Annotated in this window: 24 protein-coding genes; 12 read left to right on the top strand and 12 right to left on the bottom strand. The window is 68.8% G+C overall.

From position 1 onward, the window contains the following. The first annotated feature begins 17 nt into the window (after nt 1-17). Nucleotides 18-995, top strand: coding sequence for a teichoic acid biosynthesis protein C (locus DMH03_RS28195; protein WP_125795010.1), 978 nt, complete (start codon nt 18-20; stop codon nt 993-995). A gap of 9 nt (nt 996-1,004) precedes the next feature. Here DMH03_RS28195 and DMH03_RS28190 read toward each other — a convergent pair whose 3' ends face one another. Next, nucleotides 1,005-1,637, bottom strand: coding sequence for an MBL fold metallo-hydrolase (locus DMH03_RS28190; protein ID WP_125795009.1), 633 nt, complete (start codon nt 1,635-1,637; stop codon nt 1,005-1,007). Further along, nucleotides 1,634-2,719 carry an S-(hydroxymethyl)mycothiol dehydrogenase gene (locus DMH03_RS28185; protein ID WP_125795008.1) on the bottom strand — a complete coding sequence of 362 codons (1,086 nt, stop codon included), beginning with the start codon at nt 2,717-2,719 and terminating at the stop codon, nt 1,634-1,636. The genes DMH03_RS28190 and DMH03_RS28185 overlap by 4 nt, the downstream gene beginning before the upstream one ends. Nucleotides 2,720-2,870: 151 nt before the next feature. Between DMH03_RS28185 and DMH03_RS28180 the strand changes: the two genes are divergently transcribed. Next, nucleotides 2,871-4,121, top strand: coding sequence for a LuxR C-terminal-related transcriptional regulator (locus DMH03_RS28180; RefSeq protein ID WP_125795007.1), 1,251 nt, complete (start codon nt 2,871-2,873; stop codon nt 4,119-4,121). Nucleotides 4,122-4,136: 15 nt separating this feature from the next. Here DMH03_RS28180 and DMH03_RS28175 read toward each other — a convergent pair whose 3' ends face one another. Further along, on the bottom strand, nt 4,137-4,556 hold the full coding sequence (locus tag DMH03_RS28175) for a MarR family winged helix-turn-helix transcriptional regulator (protein ID WP_125795006.1): 420 nt from the start codon (nt 4,554-4,556) through the stop codon (nt 4,137-4,139). Between the two features lie 56 nt (nt 4,557-4,612). Here DMH03_RS28175 and DMH03_RS28170 point away from each other — a divergent pair, with 56 nt between their 5' ends. Next, nucleotides 4,613-5,137, top strand: a complete 525-nt coding sequence (locus DMH03_RS28170; protein WP_125795005.1) for a DUF6790 family protein — start codon at nt 4,613-4,615, stop codon at nt 5,135-5,137. A 17-nt stretch (nt 5,138-5,154) separates the two neighbouring features. Beyond that, nucleotides 5,155-5,775 carry a TMEM175 family protein gene (locus tag DMH03_RS28165; protein WP_125795004.1) on the top strand — a complete coding sequence of 207 codons (621 nt, stop codon included), beginning with the start codon at nt 5,155-5,157 and terminating at the stop codon, nt 5,773-5,775. Between the two features lie 38 nt (nt 5,776-5,813). On the opposite strand, the gene DMH03_RS28160 is transcribed toward DMH03_RS28165, so the two are convergent. Further along, nucleotides 5,814-6,194, bottom strand: coding sequence for a hypothetical protein (locus tag DMH03_RS28160; protein WP_125795003.1), 381 nt, complete (start codon nt 6,192-6,194; stop codon nt 5,814-5,816). An 846-nt stretch (nt 6,195-7,040) separates the two neighbouring features. On the opposite strand from DMH03_RS28160, the gene DMH03_RS28155 reads away from it, so the two are divergent. After that, nucleotides 7,041-8,591 (top strand): MFS transporter, encoded by a 1,551-nt coding sequence (locus tag DMH03_RS28155; protein WP_233611683.1) that lies wholly within the window; start codon nt 7,041-7,043, stop codon nt 8,589-8,591. Here the strand turns inward: DMH03_RS28155 and DMH03_RS28150 are convergent. Beyond that, nucleotides 8,527-9,813: an MFS transporter gene (locus tag DMH03_RS28150; RefSeq protein ID WP_125795445.1), complete on the bottom strand. Its 1,287-nt coding sequence runs from the start codon at nt 9,811-9,813 to the stop codon at nt 8,527-8,529. The genes DMH03_RS28155 and DMH03_RS28150 overlap by 65 nt on opposite strands. Before the next feature lie 49 nt (nt 9,814-9,862). Here DMH03_RS28150 and DMH03_RS28145 point away from each other — a divergent pair, with 49 nt between their 5' ends. After that, nucleotides 9,863-10,213 carry a metalloregulator ArsR/SmtB family transcription factor gene (locus DMH03_RS28145; protein WP_125795002.1) on the top strand — a complete coding sequence of 117 codons (351 nt, stop codon included), beginning with the start codon at nt 9,863-9,865 and terminating at the stop codon, nt 10,211-10,213. A gap of 7 nt (nt 10,214-10,220) precedes the next feature. Here DMH03_RS28145 and DMH03_RS28140 read toward each other — a convergent pair whose 3' ends face one another. Then, nucleotides 10,221-11,426: an alkaline phosphatase gene (locus DMH03_RS28140; protein WP_125795001.1), complete on the bottom strand. Its 1,206-nt coding sequence runs from the start codon at nt 11,424-11,426 to the stop codon at nt 10,221-10,223. A 210-nt stretch (nt 11,427-11,636) separates the two neighbouring features. Here DMH03_RS28140 and DMH03_RS28135 point away from each other — a divergent pair, with 210 nt between their 5' ends. The 5 genes from DMH03_RS28135 to DMH03_RS28120 are packed head-to-tail and all read left to right on the top strand — an operon-like array spanning nt 11,637 to nt 13,798. Continuing rightward, nucleotides 11,637-12,101 (top strand): Asp23/Gls24 family envelope stress response protein, encoded by a 465-nt coding sequence (locus tag DMH03_RS28135; protein ID WP_125795000.1) that lies wholly within the window; start codon nt 11,637-11,639, stop codon nt 12,099-12,101. Between the two features lie 41 nt (nt 12,102-12,142). Next, nucleotides 12,143-12,319: a hypothetical protein gene (locus DMH03_RS42410; protein ID WP_037321503.1), complete on the top strand. Its 177-nt coding sequence runs from the start codon at nt 12,143-12,145 to the stop codon at nt 12,317-12,319. A 5-nt stretch (nt 12,320-12,324) separates the two neighbouring features. Beyond that, nucleotides 12,325-12,711 carry an Asp23/Gls24 family envelope stress response protein gene (locus DMH03_RS28130; RefSeq protein ID WP_125794999.1) on the top strand — a complete coding sequence of 129 codons (387 nt, stop codon included), beginning with the start codon at nt 12,325-12,327 and terminating at the stop codon, nt 12,709-12,711. Continuing rightward, nucleotides 12,708-13,235 (top strand): DUF6286 domain-containing protein, encoded by a 528-nt coding sequence (locus DMH03_RS28125; RefSeq protein WP_125794998.1) that lies wholly within the window; start codon nt 12,708-12,710, stop codon nt 13,233-13,235. The genes DMH03_RS28130 and DMH03_RS28125 overlap by 4 nt, the downstream gene beginning before the upstream one ends. Then, nucleotides 13,232-13,798 (top strand): alkaline shock response membrane anchor protein AmaP, encoded by a 567-nt coding sequence (locus DMH03_RS28120; protein ID WP_125794997.1) that lies wholly within the window; start codon nt 13,232-13,234, stop codon nt 13,796-13,798. The genes DMH03_RS28125 and DMH03_RS28120 overlap by 4 nt, the downstream gene beginning before the upstream one ends. A 74-nt stretch (nt 13,799-13,872) precedes the next feature. On the opposite strand, the gene DMH03_RS28115 is transcribed toward DMH03_RS28120, so the two are convergent. From DMH03_RS28115 to DMH03_RS28105, 3 genes are all read right to left on the bottom strand, one after another. Continuing rightward, entirely contained in the window at nt 13,873-14,589 is a 717-nt protein-coding gene (locus DMH03_RS28115; protein ID WP_125794996.1) for an anti-sigma factor domain-containing protein, read from the bottom strand. After that, the gene (gene sigK, locus DMH03_RS28110) at nt 14,586-15,182 is read right to left on the bottom strand and encodes an ECF RNA polymerase sigma factor SigK (protein ID WP_125795444.1); all 597 of its coding nucleotides are present in this window, start codon (nt 15,180-15,182) and stop codon (nt 14,586-14,588) included. The genes DMH03_RS28115 and sigK overlap by 4 nt, the downstream gene beginning before the upstream one ends. A 116-nt stretch (nt 15,183-15,298) precedes the next feature. Beyond that, nucleotides 15,299-15,754: a MarR family winged helix-turn-helix transcriptional regulator gene (locus DMH03_RS28105; RefSeq protein ID WP_125794995.1), complete on the bottom strand. Its 456-nt coding sequence runs from the start codon at nt 15,752-15,754 to the stop codon at nt 15,299-15,301. A gap of 87 nt (nt 15,755-15,841) precedes the next feature. Here DMH03_RS28105 and DMH03_RS28100 point away from each other — a divergent pair, with 87 nt between their 5' ends. Then, nucleotides 15,842-16,948: a cytochrome P450 gene (locus tag DMH03_RS28100; protein ID WP_125794994.1), complete on the top strand. Its 1,107-nt coding sequence runs from the start codon at nt 15,842-15,844 to the stop codon at nt 16,946-16,948. 48 nt (nt 16,949-16,996) lie between these two features. Here the strand turns inward: DMH03_RS28100 and DMH03_RS28095 are convergent, their stop codons facing one another. The 3 genes from DMH03_RS28095 to DMH03_RS28085 form a co-directional block, all read right to left on the bottom strand. Beyond that, nucleotides 16,997-17,203 (bottom strand): CsbD family protein, encoded by a 207-nt coding sequence (locus DMH03_RS28095; protein ID WP_125794993.1) that lies wholly within the window; start codon nt 17,201-17,203, stop codon nt 16,997-16,999. A 95-nt stretch (nt 17,204-17,298) separates the two neighbouring features. Continuing rightward, nucleotides 17,299-18,183, bottom strand: a complete 885-nt coding sequence (locus DMH03_RS28090) for an alpha/beta fold hydrolase (RefSeq protein ID WP_125794992.1) — start codon at nt 18,181-18,183, stop codon at nt 17,299-17,301. Beyond that, a complete protein-coding gene (locus DMH03_RS28085; RefSeq protein ID WP_125795443.1) occupies nt 18,183-18,683 on the bottom strand; it encodes an ATP-binding protein in 501 nt (166 codons plus the stop codon). Before DMH03_RS28085 ends, DMH03_RS28090 begins: the two co-directional genes overlap by 1 nt. Nucleotides 18,684-18,690 lie beyond the last annotated feature (7 nt).

The following is an 18,690-nucleotide window of genomic DNA, read 5'->3' as shown; positions in this document are numbered from 1 at the left end:
GACGAAGGTGAGCGCTCATGTCCGAGCACGTTTCCCGACGTTCACTGTTGCGCATGGGCGGTGGACTCGCCGCGACGACGGCGCTGCTCGGCACCGGCGCGATGTTTGCCGGACCGGCTTCGGCCGCGATCACCGCGATGCCGGTGTCCAAGCGTTTCGACCTCACCAAGCCGTCCTACGACGAGTTCCGCAGCAAGATCCTGCACGAGTCGCACCACGTGATGCAGGGCTTCGCCTTCGACAACCAGAACGTGCGCATCTTCATCGTGAACGCCCGCAACGGCGGGACCGGGGACGACCTGTGCGTCACGCAGGTCAACTTCTCCGGGGAGATCCAGGGCTCGATGCATCTCAACAACGCCGGGCACGGTGTTTCGATCGGCGTCGAACCGGTGGGCACCGACTCCTACATTTGGATGGAATGCGACTCGGACGGACCGACCGGCGCCGGTCGCGGGACGGCGCTGGCCAGGTTCAAATTCGTCAACGGTGGCACGCCGTCGGTGAAGAAGTTCCTCACCGGCAGCGACACGATCACCTGCGCCACCGATCCGATCAACAAGCGGATCGCGGTGCGCCGCAAGGAAGGCGGCAAGATGCACATCAGCGTGTACCCGCTGGCGTCCGCCGCGGCAGGCAACTTCAGCGCACCGCTGGCGCACTTCCCGCAGCCCGCACTGTCCGACCAGGCGGTGACGTTCCAGGGGTACACCATCTACGGCCAGTATCTGTACACATTGGACGGTACCGGCCACGCGGATCCCGCCGACATCAATTCCTACGTCACGTGCATCGACATGAACACCGGCCAGGTGAAGAGCCGCGCGCTGACCAAGGCGGGGCAGTCGCTGGTGTTCCGCGAGCCGGAGGGACTCGGGATCTACCGGAGCCTGGCCGGCGAGACCCGGTTGTACATGGGCTTCGGTTCGCGCAGCAGCATGGACAACATCAACCGCTACGCGAACCTGTTCTACAAGAACGTCCTCATCGACTGAGGCCGGGACTCAGTGTCCGCGGGCGATCCACTCGGCCAGATGGGGCGCTTCGGTACCGATGGTGGTGGGGTCGCCGTGTCCGGTGTGGACCTTCGTGTCCTCGGGCAAGGCGAAGAGCCGTTCCCTGATCGAGGAAATGATCGTCGGGAAGTCGGAGAACGAGCGCCCCGTCGCGCCGGGGCCGCCCGCGAAGAGCGTGTCCCCGGAGAAGAGCGCTTTGGCCTCGGGAAGGTGCAGGCACACCGATCCGGGTGAGTGCCCCGGCGTGTGGATGACCTCGAGTTCCGTGCCGGCGACGGCGATCCGCTCGCCGTCCTCGATGTGCCGGAAGTTGCGGCCGGGGTGGGTCATCTCCCACAGCTCCTGGTCCCCCGGATGCAGTACGACGGGGGCGTGCAGGTGTTCGCTCAGCATCGGAGCGACGGTGACGTGGTCGTTGTGCCCGTGGGTGCAGACGACGGCGACCACGTCACGGCCGCCCACGGCCTCGGTGATGGTCTTCTCGTCGTGCGCGGCGTCGACGATCACGACCTCGTCGTCGTCCCCGACGAGCCAGACGTTGTTGTCGACGTCCCAGCTCCCGCCGTCGAGTTCGAAGACCCCGGCGGTGACGACGCGTTCGATCCGCAGGTTCCCGCTCACAGGATCACCACCGAACGCAGGACCTCGCCGGCGTGCATGGCGTCGAAGGCCTTCTCGACCCCGTCGAGCGGGATCCGCTCGGTCACGAACCGCTCCAGCGGCAACCGGCCCTGCAGGTACAGGTCGATCAGCATCGGGAAGTCCCGCTCCGGCAGGCAATCGCCGTACCAGGACGACTTCAGCGCGCCACCGCGGGAGAAGAAGTCGATCAACGGCATCTCCAGGCGCATGTCCGGCGTCGGGACGCCGACCAGGACCACCGTGCCCGCCAGGTCACGTGCGTAGAAGGCGGCCTTCCACGTCTCCGGGCGGCCGACCGCGTCGATGACGACGTCGGCGCCGAAACCACCGGTCAGTTCCTGGATCGCGGCGACCGTGTCGGTGTCGGAGGCGTTGACGGTGTGGGTCGCGCCGAGTTCACGGGCCCACTCGAGTTTCCGCTGGTCGCGGTCGACCGCGATGATCGTGCCCGCGCCGGCCAGCCGGGCACCGACGACGGCTGCGTCGCCGACTCCCCCGCAGCCGATGACCGCGACCGAATCCCCGCGGCCGACGGCGCCGGTGTTGACCGCCGCGCCGAGTCCGGCCATCACGCCGCAGCCGAGCAGGCCCGCGACGGCCGGGTCCGCGGCCGGGTCCACCTTGGTGCACTGTCCGGCGTGGACGAGCGTCTTGTCCGCGAACGCTCCGATGCCCAGCGCCGGGGTCAGCTCGGTGCCGTCGGTCAGCGTCATCTTCTGTGTCGCGTTGAAGGTGTCGAAGCAGTACTGCGGGCGTCCGCGCTTGCAGGCCCGGCACTGTCCGCACACCGCACGCCAGTTGAGGACGACGAAATCCCCCGGTCGTACGGAGTCCACGCCGTCGCCGACGCTCTCCACCGTGCCCGCGGCCTCGTGACCGAGCAGGAACGGGAACTCGTCGTTGATGCCGCCGTCGCGATAGGTCAGATCCGTGTGGCAGACCCCGCAGGACGCGATCGACACGACGACCTCGCCGGGGCCCGGATCCGGGATCACGATGTCCGTCAGCTCCACCGGAGCGTTCCGGGACCTGGCGATCACTCCGCGCACCTGCTGTGACATTCCCTGTTTCCTCCGCCGTTCGGCAACACAGGCATGCGCGTCGACGCATGCTTCACCTGAGGCTAAGCCGGGAAGCCGCGCAAGCGACCTGGTCATCGGTCCAGTGGATCCTGTCCTTTCGACCAGGCGAGCCGGACACTAGGCTCACTGGATGCCCGACTCCGCCGACCTGACCGCACTGCGCGACGTGATCGAAGGCCCGTTGCGCGAAATCGCCGACCGGTTCTCGCGCTTCCTCGCCGACGGCTGGCCGCATCAGGCTCTGGTCATCTTCACCCGGGAGTGCACCGGGCGGCCGCGCAAGGTCACCGGCGCCAGGGAGATCACCGACAAGATCACCATCGCCGAACTCGAAGCGCTCAAAGCGAGCGTGCCGCCCGGCCATCAGCTGACCACGACGGCCACTCTCGGCGGCGCCACCCGGACCGTTTGGGCCGTACAGGACCCGATCGGCACCCTGCTCGCGCTCGTCCCCCGGTCGAGCCGGACCCGCTTCCCGCATCCCGCTCCCCTGGCCGAGGTCTTCGGCGTCGTCGCGACCTCGATCCGCCAGCAGGTGACGCAGGCCAGCCCCGACTACCTCGCCGAATCCCGCGCGGCCTCCAGCGAACGCGCAAGGACGATCGCCGAAATGGCCGCCGCGCACGAAACCGCGCTCGTCACGATCCTCACCACACTGCGGTCCTCCCGGCTGGACGACCACCGCGCCCGGCTCGCCGCGCCCGACTCCGCCTCGGCCGCACTGGTGGCGCTCCGATCGGCCCAGAAAACCGATCTCGCCCAGTCCGAAGAGCCCGCGCACACCGCGTTCGGCAGGCTGCGGCGGGAAATCCGGCAAATGCTGCGCCACCACGACGCGCGACTGGACTTCGTCGCCCCGCCGAAAAACGAGCGGCCGATACCCGGCGAGATCGCCCACGCCGCCCGCGCGATGACCTGCACGGCGGTGCTGGCCTTCACCAGCCAGCCCGAGTTGACCCGCCTCCGGATCGCCTGGTCGACCGACAGCACCGCGCTGCACCTCGACGTCCGCGATCAGGGACCGGGCAGCCTCGACAGCGCCGGCCTGCGCCTGCAACTCGACGGACGCGCGAAAACCCTCGGCGCCACCGTCCGGATCGACGCCCTCCCCGAGTGGGGAAGCCACGTCGCCATCAGCGTTCCCTTCGAACCGGCCGCGGGCCGGACCGACGAGACGCTGCCGTCGAATCTCAACCGCCGCGAACTCGAAGTGCTGCGGCTGGTCGCCAGGGGGCAGCGCAACAAGTCCATCGCCGACGCGCTCGGGATCACCGAAAGCACGGTCAAGTTCCATGTCACCGGCCTGCTGAAGAAGCTGGACGTCACCTCACGCGGTGAAGCCGCGGCCCTGGCACTGAGCGCCGGAATCACCACCATCTGAGTCGCGGCAGCGGACTCAGTCGGGTGCGAGGATTTCCGCCAGCCGAAGGGTGTCTTCGAGGTAGCGCTCGTAAGGAAAGCCGGCCGCGACGAGTCCCTCGCGGAACTCGTCGTAGAGCGGCTTTCCCGCGGCATGGAAGGCTTTCCGGCCGGGATCGGTGAGCCGGACGAGCCGCCGCCGCGCATGTTCGGGGTCGACGGTGATCCGCACCAGACCGTCCGCTTCGAGTGGGCGCAAGGCCCGGCTGATCGCCGGGTCGGAGACCGACAGCGCCTGAGCGAGCCGGTGCTGCGTCGTCGGCTCGATGTCCTCAAGCGTGCCAAGAAGCCGTATCTGGCTGTAGGTCAACCCACCGGAGTCATCGGCGCGCCGACGGGCCGCTTCGCCCATCAGCATGACCACGCGGTGCAGCAGGTCTGCGAGTCCGTCATCCACGACCTCACCATACCAGAGTGTTGACTAGTTAATATTAACTGGGTAAGACTGAGCTCATGGACACCTTCTCCTACCTCGCCCAATCCGCCTTCCCGCTGGTCTGGATCGTCGTGCCCGCCGCCGGAGCCTTCCTCCGCGCCCGCCACGCGACGTCACCCGAGGAACGGCTCGAGATCTGGCAGCGCTGGTGGGCCATCGGCGCCTTCGGCTGCGGCAGCCTGTGGATGACGGTCGCTTTCCTCGCCTTCCCGGACGTCATGGCCACGGCGATCGGCTTCGACCGGACGCCGTTCATGTTCGAGATCGCCTTCGCCAACCTCGCACTGGCCGTCATGGGCTTCCGGGCCGCCTCGGCGTCCGCGCGCGAACGCATCACCATCGGCCTCGGCGGCGGGATGTTCCTCTGGGGAGCCGCGATCGGCCACGTCTACCAATGGTTCGCGGGCGGCGACCACGCTCCCGGCAACACCGGCGGAGTCCTCGTCAACGACATCGCGATCCCGGCGGTCATGATCATTCTCGCCGTGCGATCCCGGCGACTCGCGAACCTCCCACGACCGGCCGCGGCAATCGCCGTCTGAGACCACGGGAGCTCACCATGACGACACAGACCGACGCGATCGGGAAGGCCGCCGCCGAGCGGCTCACCACCTTCGTCGACGCGGTGATCGCGATCGCGCTCACCTTGCTGGCACTGGATCTCCCGATCCCCCACGGCGACACCACCGCCGCCATGCTGAGCTCGATTTCGGCCCACGGCAAGGAGTACGTCGCCTTCGCGCTCAGCTTCGCGGTGATCTCCGCCCACTGGCGCGCCCACCACGAGATCTTCCCCTATGTCCGCTCGCTGAACGGCCGCCTGATCAGCCTCACCCTGGGATGGCTGTTCATGCAGGTCCTGATGCCGTTCGCGACGCGGGTGATCACCGCCGAGGGAGCCTTGCCGCTCCGGTTCAGCCTCTACGCGACGGTCCAGGTGCTGGCCTCCGCGTCGTTCGCGCTGATCATCCGGGAGATCCGGGGCGAACATCTGTACCGGACCGACGGCCCACCCCGGGTCTTCACCCAAAGCCTGACGCGCAGCATCTGCCTGGCCGCGGTGTTCGGGGTTTCCATCCCCGTCTCGTTCCTGACCGAGGACGCCGGCGCGTATCTGTGCTGGCTCGTGGCGCCGATCGCACTCGCCATCGCCCGCCGGGTCCAGGACCGCGAACCGTGAGCCGACGCGTACGTGTCATGCAGCGCCGTGCGGGTCCGTCAGGGGCGCACGAAGCCCGCGATCCGTGGCGTGACGACAGCGGTGCCGTCGTCGATCATGCCCCGCATCCCCGCCAGCACTCGTTCGTCCGGCGAGCCGTGCACCTGGAAATCCACCACCGTGCAGTGCTCCGACACAGCGTTGATGTGGTTCTCGGAGATCCGCCAGTGTTCGAGGACCGCGTCCGAATCGGCGTACATCTGATAGCTGTAGGCCAGCATGCGATCAGCGTCCACGAACGTCTGCACCATCACCTGCGGCGCGTTGCGCTCGACGAAGTCGACCGCTTCGCGCACGGCGGCGGTGAACTGCTCCAGGTGGCCGTCGGTGATCCGCATGGTGTTCCGGAACAAGAGCATTTCGTCTGCTTCGAGGGTCATGGCCTCATGGTTGGACCTCGACCAAGCTCGAGGTCAACGCGGAAGCCCGTGCGGTCCGTCACAAACGTTCTCCGGGTGAGTCCCTCGACATCGAGTACATGGGAGGACGACGCACTCCACCGACCACCTTGATCCAGCACTACGTCGGTGCACTGGTGGAACGTGATCACAACGCCAGCGGGCCACTGTTCTATTGGGTCGAAAAGTCAAACGTGTCGTGTTCGCGCCCCGACCTGGTTGTTGAGGGTAAGTCAAACGTGTCGTGACGCGGGGTCGGTGTCCGCTTCTGCGTAGGCGTTCTCCTGGTAGTGAGGGCCTCCTTCCCTACTCTGACGGTAGTGAAGGAGGCTTTCGCTACCGTCAGATGTGATCTCTGGTGACAGTGGGACGGCTGTGACCTCGGCGGCCGGTCGTGAAGGCGTGACTCGCGTGCTTGAGGACGTAACTCGCGTGCTTGGGGACGTAACTCACGTGCCTGGATGCCGCACTCGCGAGTGCGGAATCTGAACACGCGAGTTACGTCTCTAAACACGCGAGATCCGGGTCTGCGCACGCGAGTGCGGTGTCGCGTCACCCAGCCCACCGTCTCGCCCAAGACACGACACGTTCGCCTTACCCCTCAATAACCGGCATGAATGCCGCCCGACCGCAACCTCCAGAAGGCATGAAATCCGTCAAATGACAAATCATTCCGAGGGCACAGAATTGTTCACTCCGCAAATCCCGCCGAGGGCATACAATTCATTCAACCGCAACAGTATCGCCAAGAAAACCGAAGTTTGACAGCGTCGCGGAGTTTCCTTATGGTCGCTCGAGTTCCCGCCGATCGATATCCGAAGGTGCTCATTGACCACGCCTGCGACGCTGCCGAAATTCAGGCAGCGGTTGATTCTCGCCGTTCTCATGTTGTGTTCGCTGCTGATTTGGCTGGACAACACCGTCCTGAGTACCACGCTGGAGACCCTCGCAGACCCGGTCCGCGGCCTTGGGGCCGATCCCGGTGAACTGCAATGGGCGACAGGTTCGTACACGCTGGCCTTCGCCACCTTGATGTTCACCGCGGGCGCTTTGGGCGATCGTTTCGGTCACCGGACGGTGTTTTCCAGCGGCTTGGCGGTCTTCGCCGGATCCTCGCTGTGGGCGGCGTACGCGAGCGATGCGGGCCAGCTGATCGCGGCCCGGGCGGTGATGGGGGTTGGCAGTGCGCTGATCACGCCCGCCATGCTGGCCATCCTCATGTGGACCTTCACCGGCCCCGCCCGCGCTGCCGCGATCGGCGTTTTCTCGACGTCGGCCGGTGTCGGAATGGCCGCGGGCCCGGTGCTGGCGGGGTTCCTGCTCGATCATTTCCGGTGGGGCTCGGTCTTTCTGATCAATGTCCCGGTCTCGGTGTTGGCGTTCGCCGGGCTCGCCTTGCTTGTTCCGAATTTCCGCAGCCCTGCTCCGCGGCCATTGGACCCCGCCGGAATGATGCTGTCGGCCGGCGGACTCGTGGCCTTGGCGTACGGACTGATCCGGGCGGGGCAGGTGACCGCGTGGAGTCGTGCCGACGTCTGGGCGCCGATCGTTCTCGGCCTGGTTCTGCTGGCCGTTTTCGTCCTCGTCGAACTGCGTGCCAAGGTGCCCAGCTTTGACCCGAGGCTGCTCGCGCGACGCGCGTTCGGTGGCGGCAACGTGGCGCTCGGATTGCTGCTCTTCGCCGTGGCCGCGGTCACCTTCTACAACGCTTTCTACCTCCAAGGCGCGCTCGGATTCTCCCCGATGAAAGCGGGTCTGGCCAATGTCCCGACCGCTCTCGGCGCGCTCGCCGGGGCGCCCCTCGCCACCCGTCTGGTCCGTCGCCTGTCGCTACGCCTTGTCACCGTGCCCGCGCTGACCATGGCCGCGCTGACGATGGCCGGATACGGGTTCCTTGCGCTGCACACCCCACTCGTCTGGATCGAGATCCTGTTGCTGGTGCAGGGTCTTTCGATCGGCATGGTGATCGGCCCCGTCACGGCCGCGTTGATCGGCGACCTGCCGTTGGACCAGGCCGGTGCGGGATCCGCCGTCACCAACACGGTGCGGCAAACCGGCAGCGTGCTCGGGATCGCGGTCGGCGGCACGATCATGTCGATCGTGTACCGGCGGGCGATCGAACCTTCGCTGGCGGACGCACCCGGCCCGGTGCGGGATCAGGCGCGGGTTTCCGCCGAACAGGCCCGCCACGTCGCCGCCGCCGTCGGCGAGCCCACGCTCGCGCGGGCCGCCGACGACGCGTTCATCCATGCCATGCACGTCGGCGCGGGCTGGATCGCGGTCGTCACCCTCCTCGGTGCGGTTGTCCTGCTGATCACCTTGCCTGGTGACGGGAAGAAGAAGGCGCCGGCCGAATCGGTGACATCGGTGTCCGGGTGAGTTCGGCGCAGGGGAATCCGGGTTCCCGTCGTGGCCACGTCCGCAGCGCGATCACGACGCCGGTCAGTCCGAGCGCGGCGAGCACGATCCAGGTGACGGTGAAGCCCGCCGCCGTGGCCAGCCATCCGGCGATCGGATAGGCCAGCAGCCAGCACGCGTGCGACAAGGAGAACTGCGCGGCGAACACGGCGGAACGGTCGCCTGCACCGCTCGACCGTCGCAGGACCCGGCCGACCGGGGTCAGGACCAGCCCGGTTCCGGTGCCGACGACCGCCCACACCGCCAGCGCGGCGGGCCAGCGCCACCCTCCATCATGGACGGTGGAGAGGCCGATGGCCCCGGCGATCCCGGCCAGGAGCACCGACGCGCCGGTGAACATGACCGTCCGTTCGGCGATCCGCCCGAGCATCCGCGGCAGCAGCAGCGCCGCGGCGATGGTGCCTGCCCCGTTGCCCGCGAGCAACAAGGCGACGTCGGCCTGGCTCCGGCCGAGCGTGTCCTGGACGTAGTTGACGGTGTTGACCATGACCACCGAGCCGACCGCCGCGACCACGAGGTTCAGCCCCAGCACCCCGCGCAGCCGTGGCGTGGCGAAGAAGATGCGGGCTCCGGCCAGCGTGCGATCCCGGACACCACCGCGATGGCTGCGCACCGCGTCCGGGATACGCGTGCTCAGCACCAACGCGGCCGAGAGCACGAAGCCGGCCGAGGTGCCGGTGAACAGCCAGTGGAAGCTCACCACGCTGAGCACCGCGGCGGCGATCACCGGACTGAGCAGGCTTTCCATCGTCGACGCGAGCTGAGAGGCCGACAAAGCCCGGGTGTAGAGCTTCTCGTCGGGGAGAATGTCCGGGAGTACCGCCTGAAACGTGGGGGTGAAGGAGGCCGACGCGGCTTGCAGCACCACGATCAGCACGTAGATCTGCCAGACCTGGTCGACGAACGGCAAGGCCAGCACCACCAGCGCCCGCACGAGGTCCAGGCAGACCAGCGCGTTCCGGCGCGGCACGCGGTCGGCGTAAGCGCCCGCGAGCGGCGCCACCGTCACGTAGGTGATCATCTTGATCGCCAGCGCCGTCCCCAGCACCGCGCCGGCGTCGGCACCCGCCAGGTCGTAGGCCAGCAGCCCCAGCGCCACGGTCGCGAGCCCGGTCCCGGACAGGGCGACCAGTTGCGCTCCGAACAGGCGGCGATAATCCCGGTGGCCGAACAGCGACGACATACCGGAAGACTCCTCACCGAACGACGACACGCCCCCATGATAGGTGCATATGTACGCACATGACGAGTCCGGTGACCAATGGTCGGCGCTTCCGCCGCCCGACCAGGTCGAAGTCGCGTCCACGGCCTTGCGGATGCTCGCCGATCCGACCCGGATGCGGATGCTGTGGCTGCTCAGTGGCGACGAGTCCGACGTCGCGTCACTCGCGGCCGCGGTGGGCATCGCCCGCCCGGCGGTCTCCCAGCACCTGGCGAAACTGCGGCTCGCCGGCCTGGTCAGCCTGCGCCGCGACGGACGCCGCGTCCTCTACCGCGCCCGCGGCGGACATGTGCGGCGCCTGCTGGCGGAGGTCATGAACGCCGCCGATCACCACCTGCACGGCATCCCGGACCACGACTGATCCCGGTTCAGAGGCCGCTTGCCGCCCGCATCACCCCGTGCACGTCGGTGTTCTCGACCGTGCCGCCCAGCCGGGTGGCGCCGGGGCCTTCGGCGGTGACCGGGGTGTCGGAGCCGGTGTGGTCGTGTGTCGTCCAGTCCACGGTGAACTTGAGCTTCGAGCCCGGCACGTCGAACGGGCCGTCCTGGTCCGGATCAGTGTCGGAGGGGTCGTAGTTCTCGATCGACAGTCCGCCGGTCTCGTGGTCGCCGCCGATGATCACCAGCGTGTCGGGGTGCGTGCGGACGAACCGCATCACCTCGGCGACGGTGGCGTCGAGCGCGCGGCCGGCGTCGATCACGCCGTGCGCGTTGTTCTCGTGCGACATCCCGTCGGTTCCCTCTTCTTCGAGGAAGAGGAAGAAGCCGCGCGGGTTCTTCGACAGGGTGTCCAGCGCCTTGCGCGCCATCTGCTGGAGCGGCACCCGCGGCGCGTACTTCCCGACACCGTCCGGGCCGTAGTCGACCATGTCCTCGTTCGCGAACAGGCCGAGGATCCGGTTCGCCCGCGTGTTCCGCAGTTCGTCGCCGTCACGCACGTAGGTGTAGCCCGTTCGCTGCGCGCGTTCGACCAGGTTGCCGTAGGGACTGCGGCTCTCCTCCCCCGGCTTGTCCGGCCACAGCCCGGGATTCCCCTTCGGATACCACCAGTCCTCGCCGCCGAGGAGCAGGACGTCCGGGCGGCTGTTCTCGATGTACTGCTTCGCGATGTCGCTCTGCGAGTCCCTGTTGGGCACGTGCGCCGCGAAGGCCGCCGGCGACGCGCCTGTCACCTGCGCGGTGGTGACCAGGCCGGTCGACTTCCCCGCCCGCTTCGCCCGTTCGAGGATCGTTTCCAGCGGGCGGCCGTGGGCGTCCACGCCGACGGCGCCGTTGCGCGTCTTGTGCCCGGTCGCGAGGGCGGTGGCCGCCGCGGCCGAGTCGGTCACGATCTCGTCGGGATCGTCGGACGACGTCCGCACGAGACCGGTGGCCGCGAGCCCGTCCATCGCCAGCTTGCCGTGCTTGCCCTTGAGCGCCAGGCGGAGCAGGTCTCGCTGGCCGAGCCCGAGGCCGTCGCCCTGGAGGTAGATGATGTTGCGCGCCGTCCGCGCCGTCGTCGTGTCCGCGACGGCGGCCGAACCGCCGCACAGGACCACCAGAACCGTCGCCGCCGCCAGTCCACGTCCGCGCACATCGCCTCCAGTTAGTTAGGAACCTTTCCTAACAGAGAAGTCGTGCGAAGACCAGAGGTCCTTACAGCCCGCGGCCGGGCCATACCCACGAACGGTGAGATCCAGACCACACGATCGGGTCGTGACGATCTTCGCGCCGCTGGGTCTATGGAGTGTGGAAGTGAAGAACTTCCACCGCAGGCAACGGAAACCGGACTTCAGGAGAGCGCGATGACGAACACCGCCATGACCACCAAGCCGAACTCGAACTCCGCCGCCCCCGCCGAGAACAGTGCCCTCGTCACCACGCAGGGCGTGACCACGATCGCCGACACCGTCGTGCAGAAGGTCGCGGGCCTCGCGACCCGCGAGATCACCGGTGTCCACGCGCTCGGCGGCGGCGCCGTGCGGGCGTTCAACGCGCTGCGCGAGCGCATCCCCGGCGCCACCGCGTCCGCCGGTCAGGGCGTCTCCGTCGAGGTCGGCGAACGCCAGGCCGCGGTCGACCTGCAGATCGTCGTCGAATACGGCGTCGCGATCGCCGATCTGGCCAAATCGGTGCGCCGCAACGTGATCGGCGCGGTCGAGCAGATGACCGGGCTCGAGGTCGTCGAGGTCAACATCAACGTGTCCGACGTGCACATCCCTGGCGACGACGACGCCGACGAGACCACCGAATCCGGCCGCGTCCAGTGACCACCGGCGCCGTCCGCGCCCCCACAGCAAGGAGAACGTTCATGAACGCCACCCATCTCGGCCTGTTGACCGGTCTCGTGCTCGGCGTGGCCGGCGCGTTCGGCGGCTTCGGCGCCTTCCTCGTCGTGCTCGTCCTCGCCGCCCTCGGCCTGCTGGTCGGCCGGTTCCTCGACGGCAAGCTCGACCTTTCGGCCCTGGCCGGCCGCGACCGGGGCTGATCGCCATGACGACCATGACCGCCGCCGCGCCGGAAACGGACGGGCGCGGCGGCCTGACCGTCGCCGGTGGTGCCGTCGAGCGGATCGCCGCACGGGCGATCACCGAACTCGACGGCATCGGCGGCGCGGCTTCCCGGGTGCTCGGGATCGCGGTCGGCGGCGAAGACCTCGACCAGGGCGCCAAGGTGAGCGCGCACGTCACCGGCTCGGCGACCACTTTGGACGTCCGGCTCTCGGTGAAGTACCCGCTTTCGGTCCGCGCCACCACCGAAACCGCGCGAGAGCATCTGATCCGCCGCGTCGGCGAACTCTCGGGCCTGACCGTCTCCCGGGTCGACATCACCGTGACGGCCTTGCATTCCACCGAGACCGAAACGAGGAGGGTCCGATGAAACGGCGCCCACGCCGCAGCGTCCCGGCCGTGCTCGTCGCCATCGTGGTGCTCGCCGGATGTGTCCTCGCCGCCACCGTCGCGGTGCAGACGATCCTCGGGGAGAACCCGTGGATCCGCTACGACGCCGTCGCGTCGACGCTGCACGGCCTCCGGTGGAGTGATCCGCTCCCGGCGATCGCCGGCGGTGTGGTCGCGCTGCTCGGCCTCGTGCTCCTCGTGAGCGCGATCGTCCCGGGGAAGCCGACGGTGCTGCCGCTCGAAGGCGACCCGGACTCCGGCGCCTCCCGGCGCAGCTACCGGTCGACCCTGCGCACCGCCGCGTCCACTGTGGATGGTGTTTCGGCGGCGAAGCTGAAGGTCAAGCGGCGCGGGATCGTCTCGGTGGTGACCACCGCGCGGACGAACACCGCGGGGCTCGCCGACGCCGTCCGCGCCGCCATCGAGCACCGTCTCGCCCAGATCGGCCCGGCCACCGTCCCGGCCGGGCGGGTCCGGGTCAAGGCCACCAGGAGCACGTCATGACCGACCTCAACCGTCCCGCTCGGCTGAACCGCACCCTGCTGGTGCTCACCGGGCTCGTGCTGCTCGCCGGTGGCGTGTTCGCCGTCGGCACCCATTTCGGCCGGATCCCGCCGCTCGACCCCGGCGCCACGCTCGTCCCCGGCACGGCGATGCCGCCCGGATGGGTCTGGTACGCCGTCGCCGGTGGCGCGGTGGTCATCGGCCTGCTGGTGCTGCGGTGGCTCATCGCGCAGCCCGTCCGCAAACCGAAGTCCCACACCTGGCGCTTCGGCCAGGACACCGGCCAGACCACACTGGCCGCGAGCACCGCGGTCGACCCGTTCACCGCGGAGGTCGCGACCTACCCCGGCGTCCACGCCGCGCACGCCACGCTCGGCGGCACCCAGGACGCGCCGGTGCTGGCCGTGGTGCTGAGCGCCGAACAGGACGGCGATCTGGCCGCCATCCGCGAGCGGATCACCACTGAGGGCCTGCCGAGGCTGCGCCAGGCACTGGACCTCGACGAACTCCCGACGACCATCGAGTTCCGCTTCTCCGCGAAGGCCGGCGCCCGCCTCGCGTGATCCGCCTCCAATCACGTGAGTTACGCCTCCAATCACGCGAGTTCGCCTTCCGATCACGCATGATCCCCCTCCGGTCACGTCCCGAGGGGGATCATCGCGACGGCAGGGGTGGACGGCGTCCGCGAACCTCCGGCGGGTTCCGCGGTGATGCCGACCCGGTCGATCCCGCCGGGCAGCTCCGCGAGGACCGGGAGAGTCCGATGTGGACCGTCCTGCGCCAGCAGCCCGGCCGAATGCACGCCGCTCGCGCCGAGAAGCCAGACCTGATACGCCTTGCCCGGCGCCAACGGCGGCAGATCGCCCGCCAGCACGACGATCTTGCCGTGGCTCCGCGAAGTCACCACCGTGGTCGTCCCGGGTTCGGCCCCCTTGGCCGTCGCGGCGTCGGGTGCGGTGAGCACCGCGTTCACCGAGGCGAGCCGCTGTTGCGCGGGATCGGTCCCCGGCTCGGTGTTCGTGGTGACCAGGCCGAACACCAGCGCTCCGGCGGCGGCCGCCGCGGCACCCCAGAGGGCGATCCGCGTCTTCAACGGCCCGTCTCGACGTGCGACAGCGACCAGTGGAGGCCACTGACGGGTCCCGGCGACCAGCGTGAGCGTCGCTTCCCTCAGCCTCGCCGGTGGCGCGGTGCCGATCGCCGCTCCCAACCGCGCCGCGGTCTCCCGCAGTTCCCGGACTTCCTGGCCGCACGAGGGACAACCCCGCAGGTGCCGCTTGAACGCCGCGGCCTCCTCCTCCGGGACGGCGTCCAGGGCGTAGGCCCCGGTCAGGGTGTGCAGTTCCGCCGTCATTGCCCGACCCCCAAGCAGTCACGCAGCCGGATCAGGCCGTCGCGGATGCGGGTCTTCACCGTGCCGGGCGCGGTCTTGAGCACTTCCGCGACTTCCGGGTAGGTGTAACCGTTGTAGTAGGCCAGCACCACCGATTCCCGTTGCAGGTCGGTCAGCGCGGTCAGGCATTGGCGCACCCGTTGCTGTTCGAGATTGCTGATCGTCGACTCGGCGACCTCGTCGAACGGGCGCCGGAAATCGAGTCTGCCCGCGCGGTCGTCCCGGTCGAGCGAGGCCTGATGCGAACGCACCCGGTCCACCGCCCGCCGGTGCGCGATGGTGAGCACCCAGGCCAGCGTGCTCCCCTTGCCCGGTTTGAACCGCGCAGCCGTCCGCCACACCTCCACCAAGACCTCTTGGGTGACCTCCTCGGCGAACGTGCCGTTGCGGACGACCCTGTTCACCACTCCCCACACCGGTCCCGCCACGACGTCGTACAGTTCGGCGAACGCCTGTTCGTCTCCTGCCGCGACCCGTTGCATCAAGCTCGTTTCGGCAGGCTCCGTTCCGGTGCCGCCGCTTCCGCGCGGACTCGTCCGCACACCCTCGACCATCAAGCTGCCTCCACCTCACCCGACGCCCGGCTACGCGGTTCCATGGCGTCCGGGAGGGATTCGGCGCCGAGGGCGGCATGGACTGGTCGGGTGGGTGAGAACCCTCGAACGGTGGCTTACCCCTGTTCTTCGAGCACTTTGTCCATTGTGGACCGCAGATGCCGCAGAAAGGCCTCGAACCGTTCGATCTCCTCGGCCGGATACTCCGCGACCAGCGCCGCGAGCCCGGCACTGAACGGGCCGAAGAACTCCCGCGCGGGCCCTTGGATGTCGGGACCACTGCGCAAGGTCACCACCCGCCGGTCGGTGTTCTCGCGGGTGCGCACCACGTAACCGAGGTTCTCCAGGCGGTTCAGCAGGTTCGTGGTCGCGCCGGAGGTCAGCGAGATGCGTTCGCCGAGCCGGGCCGGGGACAGCGGGGAGCCGGTGTCTTCGGCGTAGAGGATCTCCACCAGCGCGGCGGCGTCGGTGGCGTGCAGGCCGAGCCAGTTCGCGAACCGCCGGGTGAACTCGGTGTAATTCGCCCCGAAGCTCCGGAGGCCGTCCAGCAACGACGTGACGCGATCCTCCATCAGCCCTCCTCGACTCAAGTGCTTTGACAACCTACCGGTCGCAAATATACCTTCATCGTGAAGCTACTTTCTCATGAAGGAGTTCCCGTGCTCCCCGATCCGTTCGCCGCGAAGACCCGCGGCATCACCGAGCCCGATCCCGTCCGTCCCGCGCTGCGAGCCGCCGGCCCACTCGTCGAAGTGGCCGCGCCCGAGGGCGGAAGCGCCTGGATCGTGACCGACGAGAAGCTGGCCCGTGCGGTCTTGTCGGATCCGCGCATCGCCAAAGATCCCGCGCTGGCCCCCGAGGGGTGGACAGGGCTCGAACAAACCGCCGCCGAACAGCCGTCCCTCACCACACTGGACGGCCCGGACCACACGCTCTTGCGGCGAGCGCACGCTCCGCTCCTGAGCGCCAAACGGATCCAAGCTCAGTCGGATCGGATCCACAAGATCGCGCAGGCGCTGCTGGCGGAACTCGGCGAGGGAACCGTCGACCTCATGGACGGGTTCTCCACCCGTTTCCCGCTCACCGTGCTGCTCGACCTGCTCGGCATCCCGCTCCGGCTGCTCGACACCGCCGTCGACGCCTGCCGCCGCATGTCCGACCCCGCGCCGGGCGCCCAGGGCAAGGCCATCGCCGCGATCGCGGACCTCGCCGCCGCGGGGCTGACACCGAACCGAAACGGGCTCGCGAAGGAACTTCGCGACAACCTGCCGCCCGAGACGTCCGAAGACGATCTGCGGTATCACCTGTTCGCGTTGATCTTCGCCGGGCAGCTGACCACCGACGCCTCGATCGGTTTCCTGATCTCACGGCTTCTCAACGGGGACACCGCCCCCGAGGGCACTCTGGTTCGCGAAACCCTCCGGGAGCATCCGCCTGCCCCGTTCACCCTCTGGCGGTTCACGACCACGGAGATCGAGCTCGCCGGGATCCGGCTCCCCGCCAAGGCCCCGGTGCTCGTCGACATCCAGGGCGTCAACACCGACCCGGCCAGGAAGCCCGGTCCGGATCTGACCTTCGGCGCGGGCCCGCATTTCTGCGTCGGCGCCCAGCTCGCGCAGCTCGAACTGCGGGCGGTCGCGACGGTCCTGCGCACGGACTTCCCCCGAGCCCGGCTCGCCGTGCCCTACGCCGGACTCCGGCAGACGTTCCTCGGTGGCATCCAGGGCACGCGGCTCACCAGCCTGCCGGTGCTCCTGCACGGCTGAAAAGCGGGCCGGGGCGCGGGAATCCGCCGCCCCGGCCCGCGAGAGCCACTACTTCTTGAAGGTGTCGCGGAGCTTGTCCGCCGCGTCGCCGACGGCGTCCTTCACGTTCTCGACGGCGCCCTTGAGACCGGCCTTCGCCTGGTCGGCTTGGCCTTCCGCGCGCAGTTCCTCGTTGCCGGTGGCGTCGCCCGCGGCTTCCTTGGCCTTACCGCCGAACTCTTCGGCCTTGTTGCTGATCTTGTCGCCCAACGACATCGAGTCCTCCTCCGTCCGTGGCGCCCGGATCGTGCGCCTACCCGGTAGGACAAGCGAAGATCCAGATCGTCATGCGCACGGACGGGTGATCACCCTCACGGGAGCAGCGAAGCCACAGCGGCGGCGAAAGCCTCGGGCGCTTCCTGAGGGACGTTGTGGCCGACACCCGGCAGAACGCGGTGGTCGTACGGCCCGGTGAAGTACTCGCGATCGCCCGCGGCGCTGGGCCCGCCGATGCCGTCGTCCCCGCTTTCCAGCACGACCGCCGGCACCGTGATCGCCGGTTCGTCCGCGATCAGGTCTTCGAGCGCCTGGTACCGCGGATCCCCTTCCACCAGGCCGAATCGGTGCCGGTAGGAGTGGATGACGACGTCGACGAAGTCCGGGTTGTGGAGGCTCGGGGCGCTGGCCGGGAACGCCGCGTCGGCGCCGGTCCAGGTCGGCGACCAGGTGCGCCACAACAGGGCGCACAACTCGTCACGGTTCTCCGCCAGCCCGCGGCGGCCGCGCTCGGAATGGAAGTAGAACTGGTACCAGTAGGTGCGTTCCCATTCCGGCGGCGCCGGTTCCCCGGCGTAGGCGAGGTTCTGGACGTTGTAGCCGTCCACCGACACCAGTCCGCGCACGCGTTCGGGCCGGAGCGCCGCCGTGATGCACGCCGCGCGGCCGCCCCAGTCGTATCCGGCGACGACGGCGTTTTCCAGCTCCAGCGCGTCCATGAATTCGATCAGGTCCTGCGCGAGCGCGGCCTGCTGTCCGGAGCGAGGCGTGGCGTCGTCGAGGAAGCGCGTCCCGCCGAACCCGCGCAGATACGGGACGTACACCGAGGCGCCGCCGTCCGCGAGGATCCGGGCGACCTCGTCGTAGGCCCGGACGTCGTACGGGAAACCGTGGAGCAGGACCACCGGCGGCCCGCCGGCCGCACCGGTGTGTTCGTACTCGACCTCCAGAACCGGTGTGGTGACGCGCTTCGTGCCCATCAGCCCGACCAGCCACTCAGCCGTGTCAAAAGCCGTTCCAGGACTTCGGGATCGGCGCCGACGGGCGCACCGGAGACAGGCTCGTCCACCAGGGTGCGGCGGTCGCCCCGCCGCGGCAGCTGGACCTGTCCGGCGGACAGGCCACCGGGCAGCGGCAGCTCGCACCAGAAGGTCACGCCGCGGGTCTCACTCGGCGCCACCCCGGTCCGCTCACCCGGTGCGGGCGTCGGCACGGGAAGCCCGTCCACGTCGTGGTCGACCTCGATGACCAGGACGTCCGAGCGCAACCGCAGTCTGAGCGTCAGGAACGGCGGCTCCTTCGGGTCGGCGACGTCGACGAGCGCGCCCACCAATCTGGCGGCGGCGGTCTTCGCCTGATCGAGCAACGGCCGCAAGGACCAGTCCGACAAGATGAGACGGACGAAAAGCTCGGAGCACAACACGGCATTCGGTTGTGCCACCAGCCGGAGGTCGTCCATCTGGGAAGTGCGCGCGCTCAAACCAAGG

Origin of the sequence: Amycolatopsis sp. WAC 01376 (genome assembly GCF_003947415.1) — a bacterium.
GTDB lineage: Bacteria > Actinomycetota > Actinomycetes > Mycobacteriales > Pseudonocardiaceae > Amycolatopsis.
Note: the sequence above shows the minus strand (reverse complement) of the source record. Positions and strands in the feature narration are given on the sequence as shown.

Coding starts and splice junctions, on each gene's coding strand:
- DMH03_RS28195 (WP_125795010.1), top strand. CDS start 18: ATGTCCGAGCACGTTTCCCGACGTTCACTGTTGCGCATGGGCGGTGGA.
- DMH03_RS28185 (WP_125795008.1), bottom strand. CDS start 2,719: ATGTCACAGCAGGTGCGCGGAGTGATCGCCAGGTCCCGGAACGCTCCG.
- DMH03_RS28180 (WP_125795007.1), top strand. CDS start 2,871: ATGCCCGACTCCGCCGACCTGACCGCACTGCGCGACGTGATCGAAGGC.
- DMH03_RS28170 (WP_125795005.1), top strand. CDS start 4,613: ATGGACACCTTCTCCTACCTCGCCCAATCCGCCTTCCCGCTGGTCTGG.
- DMH03_RS28165 (WP_125795004.1), top strand. CDS start 5,155: ATGACGACACAGACCGACGCGATCGGGAAGGCCGCCGCCGAGCGGCTC.
- DMH03_RS28160 (WP_125795003.1), bottom strand. CDS start 6,194: ATGACCCTCGAAGCAGACGAAATGCTCTTGTTCCGGAACACCATGCGG.
- DMH03_RS28150 (WP_125795445.1), bottom strand. CDS start 9,813: ATGTCGTCGCTGTTCGGCCACCGGGATTATCGCCGCCTGTTCGGAGCG.
- DMH03_RS28145 (WP_125795002.1), top strand. CDS start 9,863: ATGTACGCACATGACGAGTCCGGTGACCAATGGTCGGCGCTTCCGCCG.
- DMH03_RS28135 (WP_125795000.1), top strand. CDS start 11,637: ATGACGAACACCGCCATGACCACCAAGCCGAACTCGAACTCCGCCGCC.
- DMH03_RS42410 (WP_037321503.1), top strand. CDS start 12,143: ATGAACGCCACCCATCTCGGCCTGTTGACCGGTCTCGTGCTCGGCGTG.
- DMH03_RS28130 (WP_125794999.1), top strand. CDS start 12,325: ATGACGACCATGACCGCCGCCGCGCCGGAAACGGACGGGCGCGGCGGC.
- DMH03_RS28125 (WP_125794998.1), top strand. CDS start 12,708: ATGAAACGGCGCCCACGCCGCAGCGTCCCGGCCGTGCTCGTCGCCATC.
- DMH03_RS28120 (WP_125794997.1), top strand. CDS start 13,232: ATGACCGACCTCAACCGTCCCGCTCGGCTGAACCGCACCCTGCTGGTG.
- DMH03_RS28115 (WP_125794996.1), bottom strand. CDS start 14,589: ATGACGGCGGAACTGCACACCCTGACCGGGGCCTACGCCCTGGACGCC.
- sigK (WP_125795444.1), bottom strand. CDS start 15,182: ATGGTCGAGGGTGTGCGGACGAGTCCGCGCGGAAGCGGCGGCACCGGA.
- DMH03_RS28105 (WP_125794995.1), bottom strand. CDS start 15,754: ATGGAGGATCGCGTCACGTCGTTGCTGGACGGCCTCCGGAGCTTCGGG.
- DMH03_RS28095 (WP_125794993.1), bottom strand. CDS start 17,203: ATGTCGTTGGGCGACAAGATCAGCAACAAGGCCGAAGAGTTCGGCGGT.
- DMH03_RS28090 (WP_125794992.1), bottom strand. CDS start 18,183: ATGGGCACGAAGCGCGTCACCACACCGGTTCTGGAGGTCGAGTACGAA.